This is a genomic window from Thermocladium sp. ECH_B, assembly GCA_001516585.1.
In the GTDB taxonomy this organism is placed as follows: domain Archaea; phylum Thermoproteota; class Thermoprotei; order Thermoproteales; family Thermocladiaceae; genus Thermocladium.
Genome location: LOBW01000032.1, coordinates 1 through 19,328, shown reverse-complemented (window position 1 = coordinate 19,328; position 19,328 = coordinate 1). Strand labels below are relative to the sequence as shown.

Sequence of the window (19,328 nt, the reverse complement as noted above, 5' to 3'; positions counted from 1 at the left end):
AGGCCAGCATTATCTCCAAAATAAATGAGGCACGGAATAAATGCCTAACTACCTAAAAACACCCATTATTCATCAAACACACCAAGTAAACCCCAGCCGCATTTAGTGAATCCATTTAATAATGATAAATCGAACGGCAAACCTCGCCAAATGGCAGGGCAAGGTTTAAAAATCTCTTACTATTCCTCTTTAGGATGCCCTCTTCCGGTCAATTTTCAAAGAATGGGGGGCGGGGGCCGAGGGGAGTAGTTAATTGCCCTAAGGGGCATAAGCTTCATTCGGATCTAAACGGTGCATTGAATATCTTGAAGAAGGCCACCGGCATAGTGATCTCAGCAATAAAGAAGCCTTTGTCGTTTATTGTGGATCATAATCGAGTAGCGCCCTTAATGGGGCGTAACCCTCTAGACCTCGGGGAACCCTCGCCCTCAAGGCGGGGAAGAGGTCAGTCATGTTTGCCATACCATTACAGATACGCTGATTCTCCCTGGACTTGAGGGATATAGCCTAGTTCACTAGGATTTGCCCATCCCGCCCCTAGAGCTTGTCGTTCGTTTATAAGGTGCTCCTCTTTTATCGCAGGTGCCTCATCTTATTAGGCACCCTATAGGCCTCGAACAACATTAATCTGGTCATCCCATTATTGATAAGTCTCTTGGATATTCTGGCAATTATTCCCCGCCTCAGCGATATGATTAACATTTTCTTAACAATGTAGTCCTTGGAATACATGCGAACCAGTATTATGCCGCCGTGGCTCGATGTGATTGAGGATAACTCGAATGCCTTATCCGTCTTCTCTAGGTTATCTGTGTTAAGGTATGAGGCGAACTCGCTCTCAACTATGTCGAGGTACTCATAATAATCACCGGTTAATGTTACTGGACTTAGGCCGGCGTGTCCAAGTATTAATTCAGTCACGCCAGCATCCTTATCCACCTGGAATATGGCGACCCCGTGAATCGTTTCCATTTACCTCCATTGCGGTGATTCCAGACTATTAAATAAAGTTTTTGCTTGACCCCCTCCCCCGACCTAAAGGACAAGACGTTCAATATCAATGAAGTCGAGGCGAAGAATTACTCATTATAATGGAGTGTATAGAACCGAGCATGATAAGTGAATCCTTCATGGAGTGATAAAATAAACGGCAAACTTCGGGGCCCCGGGGGGTCAGAGTTCTTTTCTTGGATTCCTCATGCGTGAGAAGGGATGGATGGCCTTAATGAATCAAGCCGAAACCTATTTATTTGAAGATTAATAAGTTAAACTAATGGCAACTGGATACACTAGGATCGCTAGGATTAATTTAAGTAATGGCAGTATAATCGTGGAGGATACGCCTGAGTGGTTGGTTAAGGCTTTTATTGGCGGAAAGGGATTCGTATATGGCATATTGGGCAAGGAATTGGAGCCCGGAATAGATGCCTTATCTCCTGGAAACAAGATAGTGATAGCTGCAGGAGCATTGGCTGGGTTAGCGCCTGCCAGTGCTAAGACAATAGTTGGAGCAAAAAGCCCGCTTAGCAACGTGATTCATGATACAAGTGTTGGGGAGTGGTTCTCTTACATGCTTCGCGGCGCTGGCTTTGATGCATTAATAATAGAGGGCGAGGCGAAGGACCCCACTTATCTCTGGGTGCATGACGGTAAGGTGGAGCTGAGGAGGGGAAATGAATTGTGGGGACTCTCGACTAGGGATACCGTTCGAAGAGTAAGGGCATCAACGATACCCGCAGCATCAGTGATGGCTATAGGGCCAGGGGGCGAGAATATGGCTAGAATAGCCAATATAATCGTTGATGGTGAACGCGCCGGTGGAAGAGGAGGATTAGGAGCTGTTTTTGGCTCCAAGAAGCTCAAGGCTGTGGCGGCATATGGAACACCCAATATAGGTATAGCGAATAAGGATGAATTCATCAAGTATTCCCTTGACGTATATAAGAAGTTTCAAAGCGCAACGGAAACGATGGAAACGAGGGAATTCGGAACCACTAATTCATTAATGTATAGCGGATCGCTTGGAGTCTCCCCGGCCTTTAACTACTCTAAGCCATTGCTGGAGGAGGAAGAGGCCAAGAAGATCAGTGGAGTCACATTTAAGGAGCGGGAAATCAATTTTCCAGGGAAACCAATAAAGATAATAGGCGCATTATGCCCCATTAAATGCAGTAGGTGGATACCAATACCTGGAGCGGATGACGTGGTTAAGCCGGAGTATGAGAACATTGGTCTCCTTGGAGCAGCCACAGGCGTGTTTGATCCAGCCATAGTTCTAAAGGCGCAGCGGCTCGCTAATGATCTAGGAATAGATTCGATAGGGGCTGGAAACGCCATAGCGTGGTCCATGGAGCTTTATGAGAAGGGACTGCTAAGCAAGGAAGAGACAGGCTTGGATCTCAGGTTTGGGAACGGGGAGGCACTGCTTACATTGATACATGATATAGCCTACAGGGAGGGATTCGGCAAGGTACTTGCAGAGGGAAGCGAGAAGGCGGCTAAGATGCTTGGGAAAGGCCTGGAGTATGCGGTTCACTTCAAGGGCTTAGCGTTGCCTGCTTGGTACCCGAATGGGCCATTAAGGGGACTAGTTATAAGTTACTTAACGGCCGACGTAGGCGGATCACATCTGCGGGGATGGCCTAAGATACATGATCCGGAAACACCTCTTAAAGACACTGTTGAATCAATGATTGAGGATAGGGATCATAAGGCAGCCATGGATTCCTTAGGATTATGCATCTTTAATCCATATACTTGGAGCGATATGGCTAAGCTATATACATGGGCAACCGGTAGGGAAACTAGGGAGGAGGATCTCAGGAGGGTTAGTGAGAGAATTGAGGCAATAGCTAGAATATATCACGTGCTCGAGGGGTATGTAAATGAGTGGGAGCAGATTCCATGGAAAATGCTGAATGACCCAAATGGACCCAAGTACACCCTACATGAGGTGAAGGATGCATTGAGGCAATACTATAGGCTTAGAAAGTGGGATGAGGAATTGGGAATACCAACGAAGAAATTATTAATTGAATTAGGCATTGAGTGGATGGAGCCTCTTAGGTCTAGGGCCGAGAAGATCGCACTAGAGAAGAGAAAGAATTAATTACCTTGATCGCCGCAGCAAAATAATTACCCCGATCACAATGACTACTATTATTGCCAGAATCATAAATGTAAATTGATGGATTGATGTTATTGATGATTGGGGCATTGATGATGTTGTCAATGATTCGCTGGAGGTAATTGTTTCCCCAGGCTCAGAGGTAGGTATGACAACGTACTGCACACAATGATTGCCCGGCGGCAAGGTCATGCTTATCACATTGCTCTTGATGCTGTAATTAATTGGGCTTGGAAACATCACCGGCAATGCATTGATCGAGTAAGTCACGTTAAGGGGTGCATCATAATCATAACACGTCATGAACGTGGAGTTCTGGGCAACAGTAAAGTTAGCTGAGTAAGTCACGTTAAGCAACCCATTGCCGACGGCAAATATCGCTATAGAACCATTGCCCAGAGCCACGAAGGGCACATACTCTGTTCCATTCGTTACCATAATGGTTCCATTAATGGGCTTAATCGGCGGATTTATCGCAACTATGGTTGCATTAGTTAGATTAATGTACTCAATTACCTGGGGCACGCCATACTGATTAATATATACATACTGCGCAGTTCCCACTGAAGCAACAACTAGAGCAAGCAATGTCACAATTATGAATATCCTCATGGATCTAGATTCAAGTTATGGATTTAAATTAATTACTGATCCTCATCCTGGGAACTTTCCTCTGGATACTCATCCTGGGGTTGTTGCTGCTGAGGAGGCGGCGGAGGAGGCGGAGCCTGCTGAGGAGGCAACGGAGGAGCATAAGGCCTAGGAGCCTGCTGAGGAGGCAATGGCGGTGGGTATTGTCTAGGCGGAGGAGCAATAGGAGGCGGCATGGATGGCCTCTGCGGCGGCGCGGTTTGTTTCCTCGTCATACTTATCGCCTTTCCTAATTGATTGAATGAGTCATCCAGTCTCTTCACTATTAGGAGGTTAATAATGAAGAGAACTATTATTGCTGATGCTATTATTATGTTTATGATTGATGAGAAGACCTCAAAGTAACGGGTCACTAAGGCGGAGCCCGAGGCCGCTATTATGAACACGGAAATGACTATGGCCATAAGAAGCAGCGGTATCCCAATATATAGGGAGAAGCGGTTTATTTTGAGTAGGGAACCATCCTTCTGAAGCACTGAAGGTAACTGCTGACCCGTGGAGGGAGGCGGCGGAGGAGGCGGAGCCTGCTGAGGAGGCAACGGAGGAGCATAAGGCCTAGGAGCCTGCTGAGGAGGCAACGGCGGTGGGTATTGTCTAGGCGGAGGAGCAATAGGAGGCGGAGGCGGATACTGCCTAGGCGGTTGCTGCGGCTTGTCCTCCGGTTTTCTTTCTGGTTGGCTCGACATCTTATCACTTTATATTGCCTTTTATGCGTGAAACCCTTATTAAATGTTTCCAAACGGTAAACATAAATGAATAGCGGCTACTTGGTAATAGCTGAGAAAAACAGCGTCGCCAAATCCATAGCGTACTACTTAGCTGAGTCCAAGGTAGCTACTAAGAGCACTTATGGAGTGCCGACTTACTGGTTCACGAGGGAAGGAGTCACTTGGGTTTCCGTGGGTCTACGGGGGCACTTAATGGAGTTCGATTTCGATAAGAAATACAATATTTGGGTGAGCAGCAAAATAAGCGAATTATTCAGGGAGGAACCGATGCTGATCATTAAGCCCGACTCGGTTAAGTATGCTAAGGCAATAGCTTACCTCTCCCGGAGGCTCAGCAATGTCATACTAGCCCTTGATTCGGATGTGGAGGGCGAGGCCATCGCATTTGAGGCAATGATGATCATCAACAATGCTAATCCAGCTGCGCGCTTCAGTAGGGCATTATTCTCTGCAGTCACGAAGAGCGACATAATTAATGCATTTAATAACTTAGTAAGCCCTAACCCGAATTACGCTAAGAAGGTATTCACCAGAATGAAGCTTGACCTAAAGCTGGGCGCCGCATTCACCAGGTTCTTGACCCTCAGCGCTAAGGATGGTGGGGCAGAATTACAGGGCAAGCGAGTGTTGAGTTATGGGCCATGCCAGACCCCCGTCCTCGGGCTAGTGGTTAAGAGGGCCCTGGAGCGGGAGAACTTCAAGCCCACTCCTTACTATATCGTTGAGGCCACGGTTGATGTAGATGGAGAGGAACTCAAGTTATCCACTGATAGGATAGATGATTTAGATAAGGCTACTCAGATAAGGGATGCAGTGATTAGGGCTGGGTTCCTTCACGTGGTTGAGTCGATTGGGGAAAAGACGAGGGTCTCCCCGCCTAAGCCTCTTGAAACCATTGAGTTGGAGAGGCGCGCCAGTAGGTTCCTAAATATAAGGGCTAAAAATGCTCTCGATATTGCCGAGGATCTATATAGGTATGGCTTTATTTCTTACCCTAGAACGGAGACAAACATATACCCAAGAACGCTCAATCTAAGCAAGATAGTGAAGGAATTAACTAGGGTCAAGGATTATGAGGCCTACGCTAATTCCCTCCTGGCAGGCGAGTTTACTCCCACCTCCGGCGGCTCCACCGATAATGCTCATCCACCTATTCACCCCACTAGGGGAGCAAATGCTTGGGATGTAACTAGGGTGTTTGGAAAGGAGTCTCACTGGAGGATTTATGACTTGATTGCGCGGCACTTCCTGGCTACGCTAAGTAAGCCTGCAATAATTGAGAGGCAGCGAATAATTGCTAAGCTTGATGATGCGGAATTCAAGGCAACGGGCTTAGTCATATTGAGCAAGGGATACTTGGAAATATACCCATTCGAGACGCCTAGGGAGAACCCATTACCCATATCCAAAGTTAAGGCTGGAAGCAAATTAAGGGTACTAGGCGCGGAGGTGATTAAGAAAAAGACCCAGCCGCCTCCTTACTTGTCTGAAGCCGAGCTATTGAGATTGATGAAGCAATATGGAATAGGAACCGATGCAACGATGCAGGACCACATACACACCAATATAGAGAGGAAGTACTTCACTATAATCAAGAAGCAGTGCGTACCAACCCAACTCGGTAAAGCCGTGGTCTCGATACTAGATGAAAACGCAAATGAGTTAGTTGATCCATTGTTTAGATCAAAAATGGAGAGCAAGTTAGCGACAATAGGCGAGGGAAAAACGGAGCCCACTGTAATTGATGAGGAAATAACCAAGGAAGCAAGCGGCATCTATGAAAAGATACAGCCGCGGTACATGGATATAGGAAGCAAATTAGCGACCATACTTAGAGGCAAATCGCGTGAAAATGGAGCCAATGAAAGGGGAAGAAAAACCACGAAATACTGACACGAACTTATCCATTGCCTCAATCCTAAAAGGCGAGGCCTATAGTTTCTTCATAATTTCCCATCCAAATAATGATCGGCGGCCAATGATGAGCCATGTCACTTATGGCGTTTTCATAAACTTAATAAAAAATAACTATAAACCTAGCCCTCGAAAGGGGGAACCAGCGCTATGCTTCACTAAGTGGGGGAGCAATGCTTAAATTAATTCTCAACACATGAAGAAGATGCGGCCCTCTAGCCAATTCAATTATCGGCGAATGGCTTCAAATAGTTTTTATGATGAGCCTAATCATTGCAATAATAATGCGATAGATGCATTGAAGTGCATTATTAATGCCTTAGCAGCTACGAGTCTGGTGTTGTTTTTCCCTGATGCTGAACCCATATTGATGAGTTTTCCACGGCCCTGGGCATCGCTGAATGGAGGGGATTAAGTTCCATGATTGATGATCCAGGCAAGGTAATTAACGATGTGGCGGATTATCTGAATGCGAATTGCGGTAATGCCGATAAATTAGGTGAACTACTAGATAAGTTATTTGACGAGTTGCAGGACCTATTAATAGACATGGGCGACCTAAGCCTTAACTCAAACCTATTCACTGCATACCTTGCGGCATACATCGTGACTAAGTCCATCATGGGCAACACGCCTCCCCCAGGAGGCGATTCATTAACGGATGACTTGCTTCGATTAATCGGTGGAGAAACCAATATAGGCAATGAGTTATCCCAATATGATATAATCACGGCTATACGCGAATTACGGGATAAAGTGCATTGTAGATGATTGGAAAATAATAAGCGGCACGCAAAGTGGATTCATGTCTTGGCCTATTTTATTTGGGTTCCCTAGAGGGCATTTATGTAGTCCTCTACCTTGGGCATTTCCTTGGGGAGACCCTTTCTCTCCCTCACCTTCATCACTAGATCCGTGAGTATGCTTTCAGGCACTGGTGCCCACCTACTGAATTGAAGGCTCCAAAACACTCTCCCCGACGCGGCGCTCCTTAACTCATCGCTTAAGTTGAAGGACTCTATGACCGGTATCTCGCCCTTAACGGTCACCATGTACTCGCTCTGGGCAACATCGATTATCCTGCCCCTGTGCCTCGTTATGACGCTTGTCACTGGCCCAATGTTTTCGCTGGTGGTTTTAGCCTCAAGGAGGAGAAGCGGCTCCAATAAGGTGGGCTTGGCTGATATCATTGCGGCAAACATGGCATTCTTGGCTGCAGGCATTATTTGGGCTGGGCCCCTGTGGGCTGGGTCCTCGTGAATGGTGGCATCATGCAGAATAACCTTAACCCCCCTCACTGGTTCCTGTGCCAATGGCCCTGCGCCGATTGACCACCTGAATCCTTGCACTATGTAATCCTTTATCTCCCTCAAGTGCTGTATTCCAGATGTCTTATCAATGAGTATATTGACGTAGGTCTCATCTATTGCCCAAATGCCCCTCGCCTCATCGGCGTCCCAACCAGCCTTATCCCGAAGTATTCTGGCCCGCTCCTTTGAATCCATGTCCTCAGTTATGTCGCCCATCTGAACCATGGTTATGGTGGTCTCATCAAGCGGTTCCACGCTTATGTATAACTTGTTATGCTTATTGGGTGACTTACCCTCGAATACTTGGGACTTCACCCTCACGGTTTCCCTGAACCTAACCAGTGGCTGCGATACGACGAAATCAAGCTTAGTTCTCTCCTTAAGCATCCAGGTCGCGATCTCCAAGTGAAGCGTTCCAACGCCGCTTAGAAGTACTTGGCCGGTCTCTTCATCTATCTTCAGGCTCAGNGTTGGGTCCTCTATGACTAGGTCGCGCAGTGCCTCCACTATCTTGGCTAAGTAATTGGGGTTCTTGGGCTCAATGGCCACAGTGACGACGGGCTCGCTTATGTATCTGAGCTTCTCGAATGGTGGAATATCCTTTATTTGGGGAGCAACTATTGTATCGCCGGCCCTGGCCTCATCTACGCCCAGTAATGCAACTATGTTGCCGGCTGTGACGGATGGCACTATTACCCTGTTTGGACCCATGTATAGGTAGGTCTGAAGTATCCTCTTCTGAACCTTAGTNCCCAGAACAAATAACTCATCCCCCTCATGAATAGTGCCGCTAAATACTCTTCCAGTGGCTATTAGACCAGCATGTGGATCCTTATTGACCTTGCTGACAGCTATAACGGTGGGCCCATTTGGATCCGCCTCCAGCAGAGCCTTACCTAGCTCGGAGTTCAAGTCGCCCTTCCATATCTTGGGTATCCTATACCTCTGCGCAACGTTGGGCGGCGGCGTGTGCTCTATGAGCATTGTGAGNAAAGTAACATGCAGTGGGAATTCCTGCGATAATTCGCTGACCGTGTCCTTCTCATATGCATCTATTATGTTGCTGAACTTTATTCCAGCCTTAGCAGCCATGGGTATAGTTATTCCCCACTTAGCGAGCGCAGAGCCGAGGGCGACTTGGCCCTTATCAACGCTTATCTTCCACTTATCCTTAAACTCAGGGGGAGCATACATGTCTATCAATCCATTAAAGTCCTTAACTATCGACACTATTCTCTGCATTATTTCATTAGGCGAGAGCCTTAATTCCTTGATTAACCTATCGATCTTATTAATGAAAAGCACTGGTCTCACTAATTCCTCCATTGCCTGCCTCACCACGGTCTCCGTCTGAGTCATGACTCCCTCGACGGAGNCAACCACTACCAGGGCACCANCCATGACCCTAAGCGACCTCGTCACGTGGCCCGTGAAATCCACGTGGCCCGGCGTGTCTATGAAATTGATTAAGTAAGGCTTGCCGCCGTACTCGAAGTAGAGACTTATGTTCGCCGACTTAATGGTAAGTTGACGCAGTTGCTCTATTTCCACATAGTCAAGGGCAAGGGCCTTGCCGGCCACCTTTGGGCTCAGGAGACCGGCGCCCATTAGCAATGAGTCGGAGGTAGTGGTCTTGCCGTGATCTACATGCGCTAATGTTCCCACGTTCCTAACTTGATCGGGGTGGCGCATTATCTCCATTACATCTTCCATTTTCTTTTCTATTACATGAACTGACATTTGTAAATCCTGAAATCCAACTAATATCCACTTTAAATAATTTTAGGTTAATAACCCATCTACCCCCAACAATGGGTGTTTTACTGACCTCCTCCCCGGCCCTAAAGGGGCGAGACCTGCCGTTCTTCTTATCAACCTTTAAGGACCGAAATAAAGCAACTAGGGCGATAGGTTCTTAAATGCATCTAGAGTTGACTTCATGAGAGTTAATGTCGTATGGACCACAGCAAGGCGGTAATCTCTATTACGATTTAACGCCAACAGGCATTCCGGGCCTTGATGAGGCGCTAAACGGCGGCTTCATACGTGGAAGAACATACTTGGTGACGGGGGAGACCGGGGTAGGCAAGACGCTTACCGCGTTATCATTCATTATTAACGGCATAATGAAGTATGGAGAGCCAGCCATATATGTATCAGTCGATGAAACCTATGAACAATTCATAAATGGCACGAAGAGGTTTGGCTGGGACTTGGAGCCATTAATGCAGCAGGGATACTTCCAAATATTAGTGCCCGAAATGGATTTAATCGAGACTATTCGGCAAAAGGANCCCGTTACCGTCGCTAAGTCAATGGTTCAAGCGATAACTGACTACGCTAACTCCGTTGAGGCTCAGCGAATAGTGATAGATCCCATAGCGCCTCTCGTCACCCTAGAGAAGGATGTTCAAGTGCTTAGGGAGTACATAAGGACTTTAGTCATGGGCATAGAGAGGGATGTTGGGGCAACCACTATAATAACCACGGAGGTCCCCACGGGCTCCCCAAGCATATCCAGGTATGGAGTGGAGGAATTCCTGGCGGCTGGGGTACTGGTTCTTGGAATAACTAAGGCAAATGATGGATCCATAAAGAGGTACCTATTCATTAGGAAAATGAGGTGGCAAGGAGTTCAACCGACGATTTATGAAGTGGATATACAGCCAAAGATCGGCGTTGTGGTTAAGGAGAAGTTAAACAACATATACCTGCCCTATCTCTCATCATACCTAACCATATAGTAGCCAACAGCTCTGCGCGAATTAAATAGAAATGTTTATACCCTCCACGCATTAATTCCACAAATGGTTATAAACCGAAATGAGGGGTGAAGCAAGTGGAGCTCTCCCCATCCGGCAGAATAGTATTGAGTTACTTAGAGTATGAGCACTTAATAAATGGGAAGCAATACGTCACATTCAAGGACATAGTGGGGAACACGGGTCTAAGCCAGCGATCCGTGAGGAATGCGATAATGGAGCTTAGGGCCAAGTCCCTNGTTGAGGCCGTGCTGGATCTAGATGAGGGGAGGCACCATAAGTATAGGTTAATATTCAAGAACCTGATTGATGTATTGCCCGAGGCACCAATAAAGCGGGGCGTCTATATCATTGATGTAGGCATAGGCACGTTCTCCAACATGACCTTCAAGATGTATAGGGTAATCAGGGGATCCACCGTGGTTCTCCATACCCCAAGCGTTCCTAGGGAATTACTTGAATACACTAAGTGCACGTGCGCATTGGATACCTTAACTAATTACTCGCTGGAGAAATTCAATAAATTAATAGATGGAGTGTATAACGCTAATGGAGCCATCTCAATAGTTGCCGATTTAACTCTTGATAATGATTTGATCGAGCCATATATATCATTAGCTAAGGCTAAGATGCATCTATTCAGCGTATCAACGATTAACCCAATAACGCTGGGCATAAACATGTTATTCATGAACAAGGAAGACAAAATAATCATTAAGCGGGGAAACCTAAACATAAAATTAATCGGCACCAATACTGCCGTGCAGCCGAGGAACACCATTAAAGCCATTTGCATCTATAAACAGAATGGAAACATAGTGATAGGGGAGCCGAGCGACATAAATGGCTTCAGGGTATATATAATATACGAGCAAGCAACAGATCAACAGGAAAAAATACGAATAACGGCAGACATGGATGATACGTAATTGCTGACCTCCTTCCCGCCTTGAGGGGCGAGATTTGTATATTCCTATCAATATTAATCAGATCGTCGTGAGATCATCATTATCAGGTTTGATACCCATCATCACTAACAGAGATGCAGGGAAGCGGCTTTTAAAGGAGTGACGCTCATCTGCTTGAGGCGCATCTAATGATAATAAAATAATATGGATAGTGATGCGGAGGCCGGGATTTGAACCCGGGGCTTTTCCCGCGCGCATTACGCGCATCGGTTATGAGCCGATCGCTCCACCAGGCTGAGCTACCTCCGCCTCTGGATTCAGGGACAAGGTGGGTTTTAATTTTTTTCTTTATGTATGAACTTAGCCAAGTTAGGTGGAGAGGGGGTTAGCCGTATTTCTTATCGCTTGAGTATAATCCAAGGGCTTTATCGGTGGCCATTATCGATTCCCACTTGGACACGCCCATCATTGCCCTCACCGCATCTATGTTCTCCGGAACAACTATTGATTCCTGGTGGACGCCCTGCATTAGGTAAACCTCATTCCCCTCTATTGATATGGAGTCCCCGAACACGGCGTTCTCCATGAAGTCCCCCCGCTCCCTGCCCAAGTCCCTCGCGTACTCGATTACTTGGGCCAGGCTCTGGAACCCCATCTTGGCGTAGAGGACGGATATCCTGGGGGTGCTCATCAATGAGTTAATCACGTCATCCTTGCGGGGAGGCTCATCGANCTCCACGTTAACCATGTGGAGATGCATTATGGTCACGGGAACGGCGACCGCGACCGTGGTTATATTAACTGGTATAACTGTCTTCACGTCCGGACCATGATGGCTCGGTATAGTAACCGGGTTAGGCACTACGTCATTTATTGNACCCTTCTTAAGTTCCCTGGGATCAGCCCCCCTCCTCACTAGGAATGCCCGTACCTTACGTATATTGTGCCCAGTTAAGGATAATGCCGCTAATAGCCTGGATAAGGCAGTGGTATTGCAACTAACTACCCTAATGTATTTCTTACCAATGGCATTCTCGTAATTGGCCAACGCATTGAAACTGNCCTCAGCCACGCTTGCCTCCTCGCCGCCCTGANATATCGCCCTCTTATCCATATAATACTTCGCCTTGTTCTCCTCCCCCACGCCATCGGGCGTGGCATCAATGATTATATTGGATTCCCTAACTAAATCAATCATGCTTCCCTTAATCGGTATGCCGGCGTCCCTGAACACCGCCTCCTTNCCGGGAACACTGTAAACGGCGAGTCCGCGCCGAGCCGCCAGTAATGCCTCATAGTCGGGCGTTGTCTTGGCTACCCCAACTAATTCCATATCGCTCATTTTCAATAATGCGGCGGCGACGCGTTTACCAATTGTTCCGTACCCAATTACTCCTATCTTCATCATGGGAATCTCCTCTTTGATTCAATTAATGCCTGGAGCGCGGGCAATTCCTCCCCCACTAGGAACTGGAGGAATGCGCGGCCCCCAGTCGATACGTGGCTTATCTTATCTATGTAACCCAATTTACGGGCCGACATTATTGTGTGCCCGCCCCCAATTATCGTGAACTTCGTGCCGTTCACCATTGATCTAAGGATGGCCTCCGTCCCCTTGGCGAATAATTGCTTCTCTGTTACGCCCATGGGGCCCGTTAACACGCTTACCTCTGCTCCCCTTATCTCGGTGGAGTAAGCATCGATCGTGGCGGGCCCTATGTCCATTATGGGTCCGCTCACCGACTTTATGTCGACATCCATCCTATCCCCATTCATATCTATACCCGCATCAATGGGAATCGATATGGATGAACCGTATTTATCCAGCAGTAGGCGAGCATCGTTAACTAATCCACTGAATCCACTCTCCTCTATATACTTCTTCACCCAGCCGCTGGCTCCATGCCTTGCCGCCACGAATATGACGCCGACTAATCCACCGACAAGGACCTTGCCTACGGTGCCATTGCTTAATAATTTGCTGATTGCCTTAATTGTATCCGGTACCTTTGCGCCTCCAGCCAATACGACTGACCCGCTGCGCGATGATGAGAATGTATTCATGGCGTTTAACTCGCTCTCGAAAACCATGCCTGCACAGCTGGGAAGAGCGAGGGGAAATCCAACTATGCTGGGCTGCGACCTATGGGCAGTCGCGAATGCGTCCATTATGAAGCCATCAAAGAGAGGCGATAATCTCCTGACGAGGAACGTATTTGCTTGTTGCTGTGGTGATCTCTCTATTACTTCCTCGCTAACCATTCTAACATTATCCAATAGAAGCACCTCGCCGGGTTCTAGATTCCTTATTGCGCTTTGCGCTGCGGGACCCATTACGTCCTCTATGAAATTAATATGCATGCCGCTGTACTTCTCCAAGTACCTCCAATGCAGTCCAAGTGATGTGAATTCATCGTCTCCAGGCCTGCCCTGATGCGCCAGCACCACTACGGCTGATCCTGACTTGGCCAGCTTGCTTATTGTGGCTGAGTGGGCCTCTATCCTGTAATCATCCAGTATGNCTCCTTCCTTTAAATTAATGGGAACGTTTATGTCTATCCTGACAAGAACCTTACGTCCGGGCACGACGCAGTCCCTGAATGGATGGAAAGGAGAGACCTCTTGCATATGCTTAGATCTGGTGTACTATATTTAAATATTTTCACTCATTAAACTCAAGTAATCGATATAAATCAATTAACCTAATTATACTCAAGTATACTGAGTAAACCCAATAATAAAAACCATCAACCGCTTCCCAACTAAGTGAAGCATCATCGCATTAATCTCAGAAACTCTGACCTCCTCCCCGCCCTAAAGGGGCGAGGCTTTTCGTCTGTTCTGTAAAAATCGTTCTTAGGACCGTGGAGAATTAGCTGCCGTGATTGTTTCGACTACTTTACCGTCCCGTATCCGCGATGTCGCTGTGCAGTATTTTGTTAGCTCCATGTTGTGAGTCACCATTATGATCGTCATTCCACGCCTATTCAGCTCGGCAAGTATATTCATGACATTAATTGTGTTCTCTGTATCTAAATTGCCGGTGGGTTCATCGGCTAGAAGCAGTTCAGGCTCATGAACTATGGCTCTAGCTATCGCGATCCTCTGCTGCTCGCCACCGCTTAATTGATTTATCCTTAACCTAAGTTTGCCGCCTAGACCAACCGCTTCCAACGCCTTCATTGCCTTAATTCTTCGCTCCGCCTTGGGAACACCCCTGGCAACCAGGGGTAGTTCCACGTTCTCTATTATACTCATTCTTGGGATTAAGTAATACATTTGAAACACGAATCCAAGCATGGAGTTCCTGTATCGCGTTAGCTCGGGGTCCTTCATGTTGTGCAGCATATAATTGCCAACGCGTAGGTACCCTCTCGTGGGTCTCTCTAGGCCACCGATTAGGCTGAGCAGTGTCGTTTTGCCGCTGCCGCTGGGCCCTATTATGCAGCGGAACTCCCCCTTCTCTATGCTTATGGATGCTCCCCTTAATGCTATGCTCCCCACTCCATTAGCATTATATACCTTCCATAGGTCCCTGGCCTCTATGAATGGATTGGACACGCGGCTCGTCTTCGATAACGGTTTTAATACTTATCTGTGTTATTTTTTACTGATATCGATATCGAAAAGTATATAAAATGGTCCACGCATCGAAGTCACATGAATAAGTACTTACTCGCATTAATTGCGGCAATGCTCCTCACTCCAGTCGTGATCCACGCATCATACGTTGCCACAGTGGTAATCAATCAACAAAACCAGCAATCCCTCATCTTCAGCGTCTCGCAAGTGGAACCCATAACGGTGCCAAGCGGCAATAACGGAGTAGTTACGTTTCAAGTGCCAATAACATATGCCGGCCCCTACTATTTAGGCGGAGTAGCCATAACGTTCAATGCATGTGGCGGCGCGGCCGTGGTGTCCCAAAACCCAATAAATATAGGATGGATATCGCCGGGCCAAACAATTGACTTGGATTTCGAGGTCAACACAAGCATACCGATGAATTGCGGCGGTTCAATTCTCATTTCCTGGAGCGGATTATATAAATACAATGCATCATCTCAATCATATTATGAAGCAGAGGGCTCTGGCTCCGCCTCGATAAGCATAACCGAGTACGCGATTGGATCACCGCTGCTCTCCGCATCAATTAACTCAACCCAATTACCGCTCCTAGCCAATACGCCGATTCGAGTTACCCTCAAGAATAATGGAAGCGGGCCAATATATGACCTGCTCGTGACGACTCAAGCCAGTGGCGCCTTCATTAACGGCTCATTCAGTGATTCCATATACTATAAGGAACTGGAGCCGGGTAAAGCCGCATCGTTCTTGCTATGGGTGAAGCCAACGACCGGCCAAGCATCCATAACAATAATCGCCAGCGGCATAAATGCCTTTAATCAACCCTACTCGACATCTTACCAGCAATACCTAACGGTGACCCCGCTCCCGCCGAGCCTACAGTCATTGGTGAACCTCAGCATCAATAGCACTGAAATAATTCAAGGCAGAAGCAACGCGGTTACTCTCCTAGTGACCGCTGTTGGGCATCCCCTTAATGACTTCCAACTAACGATTAACCCGCTTAACATGTATGTGAACGGATCATCATTACCCCTAATCATTAATATCGGGAAACTAAATGAGAGNGTAATCCACCTATCGCTGATGCCCCTTTCTCAAGACGCCGAGTTAAGCATTAGCTATAGCGGCGTANATGCTGCTGGGCAGCAAGTCACGGGGACCGGCAATACTATATTTACCGTGATACAGGAACCCACGGCGCTCTCCGTATCCCTGAGCCCCAGCACCGTGTATGCAGGTAATCCAACGTCGTTCAAGCTAAGCGTAACGGATAATTCATCTCTTATCCTAAACAATGTAACAGTAACCGTAATTAGCTCAACGCCGCTTATTAATTCAACCTACCCGCCAATACTCACAATTAATAAAATGATGCCGGGGCAAGTACGATATATCAATTTATCCCTGATCCCCAGCGCCGCCACTCAATTCAGCGTCCAGTATAGTTACGTGGTGGGCAGCAGCGTTGTCTCCGGATCATTATCCATGGCTCCCCTAGTCAAGCAGCCCCCGCAACTAGTGATTTGGACCAATAATGGAACATTGGGCGATGGGGATAATCATATAGTGATCAATATATATAATCCAAGCAATCTCCATATTAGGAACGTCGCCCTCTCAATTAATCAATACGTTGGATTAACGATAATGGGGCCCACCACATATGAGGTCGGCTCAATAGGGCCAAATCAAGTGATTAATGTCAGCATACCGGTGCTTGTGCCGGTCNCAAGCCAGTCGGCAAGCATTAGTTACTCGCTAACATATGAAACGAGCGCTGGACCTGGATCCATACAGGGCAACCTAGCGTTCAGCGTTGTTTCCCCATCCCAAGTAGTGATTTCAAGCATTATAATATCGCCGAATCCTCCCGGCGCAGGATCGCCGTTGACCTTGTCATTGACATTTATAAACACGGGATTCAATGCGATATATAACGTCAATGCATCGGTCTCCTCCGACATGACCCCAATAAGCCAGCAATCCACGTTCTACGGCGAATTATCGCCCCAGACGCCAACCGCTGGCGCATTCACGTTCCAAGCCAATAAGCCCGGGCGATATTTCATTAACCTAACCATAACGTACATGGATGGCTATGGGAAGCAACATGAAGTGAGTAAGTATATTACGGTTTACGTAACTAATTACACCGCGATCATTGGCAGCAGCCCAACCAAGTCACGCGGATTCGGTTTTGGAGGCGGTTTTGGTGCAGGAGGCGGTTTTGGTGCAGCGGCAATTGGGATCGCCATATTAATAATAGCCGTGATGGTTCTCCTCATAATGGTTAACCGCAGGGCGGTGAAGAGAAAGTGAGGGGCGGGGACTATATTAGCCTAGCATGGTTATCGCTTAAGGCAAGTAAGGGGAGAAGCATAGGTGCCATAATAGGCATCGTGATAGCGGTTGGCGCACTGGGCGCCGCCCTCGGCATAGGGTTCGGTTTTCAACATACATTCGAGACAAGCTTTGCCAGATTATTTGGGGCAACCGAGGNTTACTTAACCGGCACCACGCTCACCATGGCTGACCTAAGCACCGTGGAGCACTTGCCTTATGTGGCCAATGTAATTCCATTGGCTGCAACGACGGGTGCTGTGAACATTGGGGGCCAAAGGGTGCGAGTAACCATCGTGGGGACGACGCAGTACACCATACCGGCCTTGATAGGGGCCACATCGCTGAGCAGCGCAATAGAGTATGGAGCGCCAACCCTAGTGGCTGGATCGGCCATAATAGGCAATGGTATAGCGATTGAAAATGGGGCGCAAGTGGTGAGTCCAGGGCAATTATTAACCATTAGCGCCGGGGGAAAGACTATTCCAGTAATAGTGACGGGCATATTGGTGCCGTCCGCAAGCATAGGGGCCATTAATCCCGATACATCCATATTCATGGATCAAAACTCGTTCTTCCAATACTTTGATCCAGCGCAGACATATAATGCGTTCATAGTGTACGCATTGTCGCCTAAGTATGTTCAAGCAGTGGTGGATGAGCTTCAGGCAGTTTACCCCACCGCAACGATAATTAATCCATCATCGATAACATCATCGTTTAATCAATTCACGGGCGAATTAGAGCTATTCTTGGGAGCCGTGGCCAGCATAGGCTTCCTCATAACGGGTTTATGGATATTCGACTCAATGACGATTAGCGTGATGCAGAGGACTAGGGAGTTCGGCGTAATGAAGGCGCTGGGTTTCGGAAATAAGGAGATATTCCTCATGCTGATGGTGGAGATAACCATGCTTAGCTTAATGGGTGCGGCAGGAGGATTACTGGTCCTGCTGGGATTAATGAGGGTGGTTTCATTATCGATACCGGGTGGAGCATTCAGTATAACGCCGGTATTATCGCCTTTAGTGATAACGATAATAGTGCTTCTGCCGGTTGCGATAAATATATTGGCGGCATTCCTCCCGGCATATAGGGCGGCTAGAATACCGCCGGCTCAAACGCTTAGGTATGAGTGAGGAGCTCAGCCATTAATTTAACTCCATTCACTAGTCTCTCCGGGGTCTCCTTGGCGAAGTTTATCCTCACATGATTCTTCCCAGCATCGCCGAAGGCGGAGCCTGGAACAACGCCAACATGCTTCTCCTTAAGTAATCTCTGGGCGAAGGACTCGTCGTTGAGGCCAAGCCTCTTTAGGTAAGCATCTAGGTTGGGGAAAATGAAGAGGCCGGCCTTCGGCTTCATTACGGAGGCATCAGGCAAGAAGCTTCTCAGGGCTTCATAGACGCTGTTTAGCCGCTCCCTATATATCGGCAGCACCTCCCTTATGTACTGATCCTTATATTTTCTTAAGTAGAGGGCGGCAAGGTACTGGGCCGGCGTTGGTGGATTGATGTTTATGTATTGCTTCACCTTAGCGAAGGTGGATGCGAATTCCTTGGGCGCCAACACGTAGCCCAGCCTCCAGCCAGGCATTGCCGGATCCTTGGAGAACGTATCCATTGCTATGACGTGCTCCATATCGTACTTGAGGGCATATGTGTGTTGGCCATCGTAATATAGATGCTTATATGCCTCATCATATATGAGCAACGTGTCATAATCGATCGCTAAGTCAACGGCAGTCCTTATCACCTCCTCCCGCAGAACGGCGCCTGTTGGGTTATCGGGGCTCACCAATATTATGGCTCGAGTCTCATGATTAACTGCGCGCTTTAAGTCCTCTGGGCTGGGGTTGAACTCATTTTCTATAGTTACCTTCACTTCATTAACTCGCGCACCGAAGAACTCATAAGTGGGTTTATAGAGTAGGTAGGTTGGGTTAATCATTACTACATTAGTGCCTGGCTCCACTAGAGTCATGGCTAGCCCTATTA

General features: G+C 47.5%; 17 protein-coding genes and 1 tRNA gene. 9 read left to right on the top strand and 9 right to left on the bottom strand.

Annotation, left to right across the window (positions count from 1 at the left end; all coding sequences use genetic code 11):
• The first annotated feature begins 194 nt into the window (after window positions 1-194).
• The gene (locus AT710_05310) at window positions 195-497 is read left to right on the top strand and encodes a hypothetical protein (protein KUO91931.1); all 303 of its coding nucleotides are present in this window, start codon (window positions 195-197) and stop codon (window positions 495-497) included.
• Window positions 498-573: 76 nt separating this feature from the next.
• On the opposite strand, the gene AT710_05305 is transcribed toward AT710_05310, so the two are convergent.
• Window positions 574-972, bottom strand: a complete 399-nt coding sequence (locus AT710_05305; GenBank protein KUO91930.1) for a hypothetical protein — start codon at window positions 970-972, stop codon at window positions 574-576.
• A gap of 301 nt (window positions 973-1,273) precedes the next feature.
• Between AT710_05305 and AT710_05300 the strand changes: the two genes are divergently transcribed.
• The gene (locus tag AT710_05300) at window positions 1,274-3,109 is read left to right on the top strand and encodes a hypothetical protein (GenBank protein KUO91929.1); all 1,836 of its coding nucleotides are present in this window, start codon (window positions 1,274-1,276) and stop codon (window positions 3,107-3,109) included.
• Here AT710_05300 and AT710_05295 read toward each other — a convergent pair whose 3' ends face one another.
• Window positions 3,110-3,739 (bottom strand): hypothetical protein, encoded by a 630-nt coding sequence (locus AT710_05295; protein ID KUO91928.1) that lies wholly within the window; start codon window positions 3,737-3,739, stop codon window positions 3,110-3,112.
• 32 nt (window positions 3,740-3,771) lie between these two features.
• The gene (locus tag AT710_05290; protein ID KUO91927.1) at window positions 3,772-4,182 is read right to left on the bottom strand and encodes a hypothetical protein; all 411 of its coding nucleotides are present in this window, start codon (window positions 4,180-4,182) and stop codon (window positions 3,772-3,774) included.
• 348 nt (window positions 4,183-4,530) lie between these two features.
• Here AT710_05290 and AT710_05285 point away from each other — a divergent pair, with 348 nt between their 5' ends.
• The 3 genes from AT710_05285 to AT710_05275 all read left to right on the top strand — a co-directional run bounded on the left by AT710_05285 (window position 4,531) and on the right by AT710_05275 (window position 7,191).
• The gene (locus AT710_05285; GenBank protein KUO91926.1) at window positions 4,531-6,399 is read left to right on the top strand and encodes a DNA topoisomerase III; all 1,869 of its coding nucleotides are present in this window, start codon (window positions 4,531-4,533) and stop codon (window positions 6,397-6,399) included.
• Window positions 6,400-6,625: 226 nt separating this feature from the next.
• Complete coding sequence (locus AT710_05280; GenBank protein ID KUO91925.1) at window positions 6,626-6,835, top strand: hypothetical protein; 210 nt, start codon at window positions 6,626-6,628, stop codon at window positions 6,833-6,835.
• Between the two features lie 5 nt (window positions 6,836-6,840).
• Window positions 6,841-7,191 carry a hypothetical protein gene (locus tag AT710_05275; protein KUO91924.1) on the top strand — a complete coding sequence of 117 codons (351 nt, stop codon included), beginning with the start codon at window positions 6,841-6,843 and terminating at the stop codon, window positions 7,189-7,191.
• 62 nt (window positions 7,192-7,253) lie between these two features.
• On the opposite strand, the gene fusA is transcribed toward AT710_05275, so the two are convergent.
• Window positions 7,254-9,470: an elongation factor EF-2 gene (fusA, locus tag AT710_05270; GenBank protein KUO91923.1), complete on the bottom strand. Its 2,217-nt coding sequence runs from the start codon at window positions 9,468-9,470 to the stop codon at window positions 7,254-7,256.
• 209 nt (window positions 9,471-9,679) lie between these two features.
• Here fusA and AT710_05265 point away from each other — a divergent pair, with 209 nt between their 5' ends.
• Complete coding sequence (locus AT710_05265; protein KUO91922.1) at window positions 9,680-10,474, top strand: recombinase RecA; 795 nt, start codon at window positions 9,680-9,682, stop codon at window positions 10,472-10,474.
• 86 nt (window positions 10,475-10,560) lie between these two features.
• Window positions 10,561-11,421, top strand: a complete 861-nt coding sequence (locus tag AT710_05260; GenBank protein KUO91921.1) for a hypothetical protein — start codon at window positions 10,561-10,563, stop codon at window positions 11,419-11,421.
• A gap of 194 nt (window positions 11,422-11,615) precedes the next feature.
• Here the strand turns inward: AT710_05260 and AT710_05255 are convergent.
• The 4 genes from AT710_05255 to AT710_05240 form a co-directional block, all read right to left on the bottom strand.
• Window positions 11,616-11,709 (bottom strand) — tRNA-Met (locus AT710_05255).
• Between the two features lie 76 nt (window positions 11,710-11,785).
• On the bottom strand, window positions 11,786-12,808 hold the full coding sequence (locus AT710_05250) for a glyceraldehyde-3-phosphate dehydrogenase (protein KUO91920.1): 1,023 nt from the start codon (window positions 12,806-12,808) through the stop codon (window positions 11,786-11,788).
• On the bottom strand, window positions 12,805-14,028 hold the full coding sequence (locus tag AT710_05245) for a hypothetical protein (GenBank protein ID KUO91919.1): 1,224 nt from the start codon (window positions 14,026-14,028) through the stop codon (window positions 12,805-12,807). Before AT710_05245 ends, AT710_05250 begins: the two co-directional genes overlap by 4 nt.
• A 228-nt stretch (window positions 14,029-14,256) precedes the next feature.
• A complete protein-coding gene (locus tag AT710_05240) occupies window positions 14,257-14,946 on the bottom strand; it encodes an ABC transporter ATP-binding protein (protein ID KUO91932.1) in 690 nt (229 codons plus the stop codon).
• A 114-nt stretch (window positions 14,947-15,060) separates the two neighbouring features.
• On the opposite strand from AT710_05240, the gene AT710_05235 reads away from it, so the two are divergent.
• Window positions 15,061-17,310 carry a hypothetical protein gene (locus AT710_05235; GenBank protein KUO91918.1) on the top strand — a complete coding sequence of 750 codons (2,250 nt, stop codon included), beginning with the start codon at window positions 15,061-15,063 and terminating at the stop codon, window positions 17,308-17,310.
• Window positions 17,307-18,470 carry a hypothetical protein gene (locus tag AT710_05230; GenBank protein KUO91917.1) on the top strand — a complete coding sequence of 388 codons (1,164 nt, stop codon included), beginning with the start codon at window positions 17,307-17,309 and terminating at the stop codon, window positions 18,468-18,470. The genes AT710_05235 and AT710_05230 overlap by 4 nt, the downstream gene beginning before the upstream one ends.
• On the opposite strand, the gene AT710_05225 is transcribed toward AT710_05230, so the two are convergent.
• A partial coding sequence (locus tag AT710_05225) for an aminotransferase class I/II (protein KUO91916.1) occupies window positions 18,457-19,328 on the bottom strand: 872 nt, incomplete at its 5' end. The two genes, AT710_05230 and AT710_05225, sit on opposite strands and share 14 nt — an antisense overlap.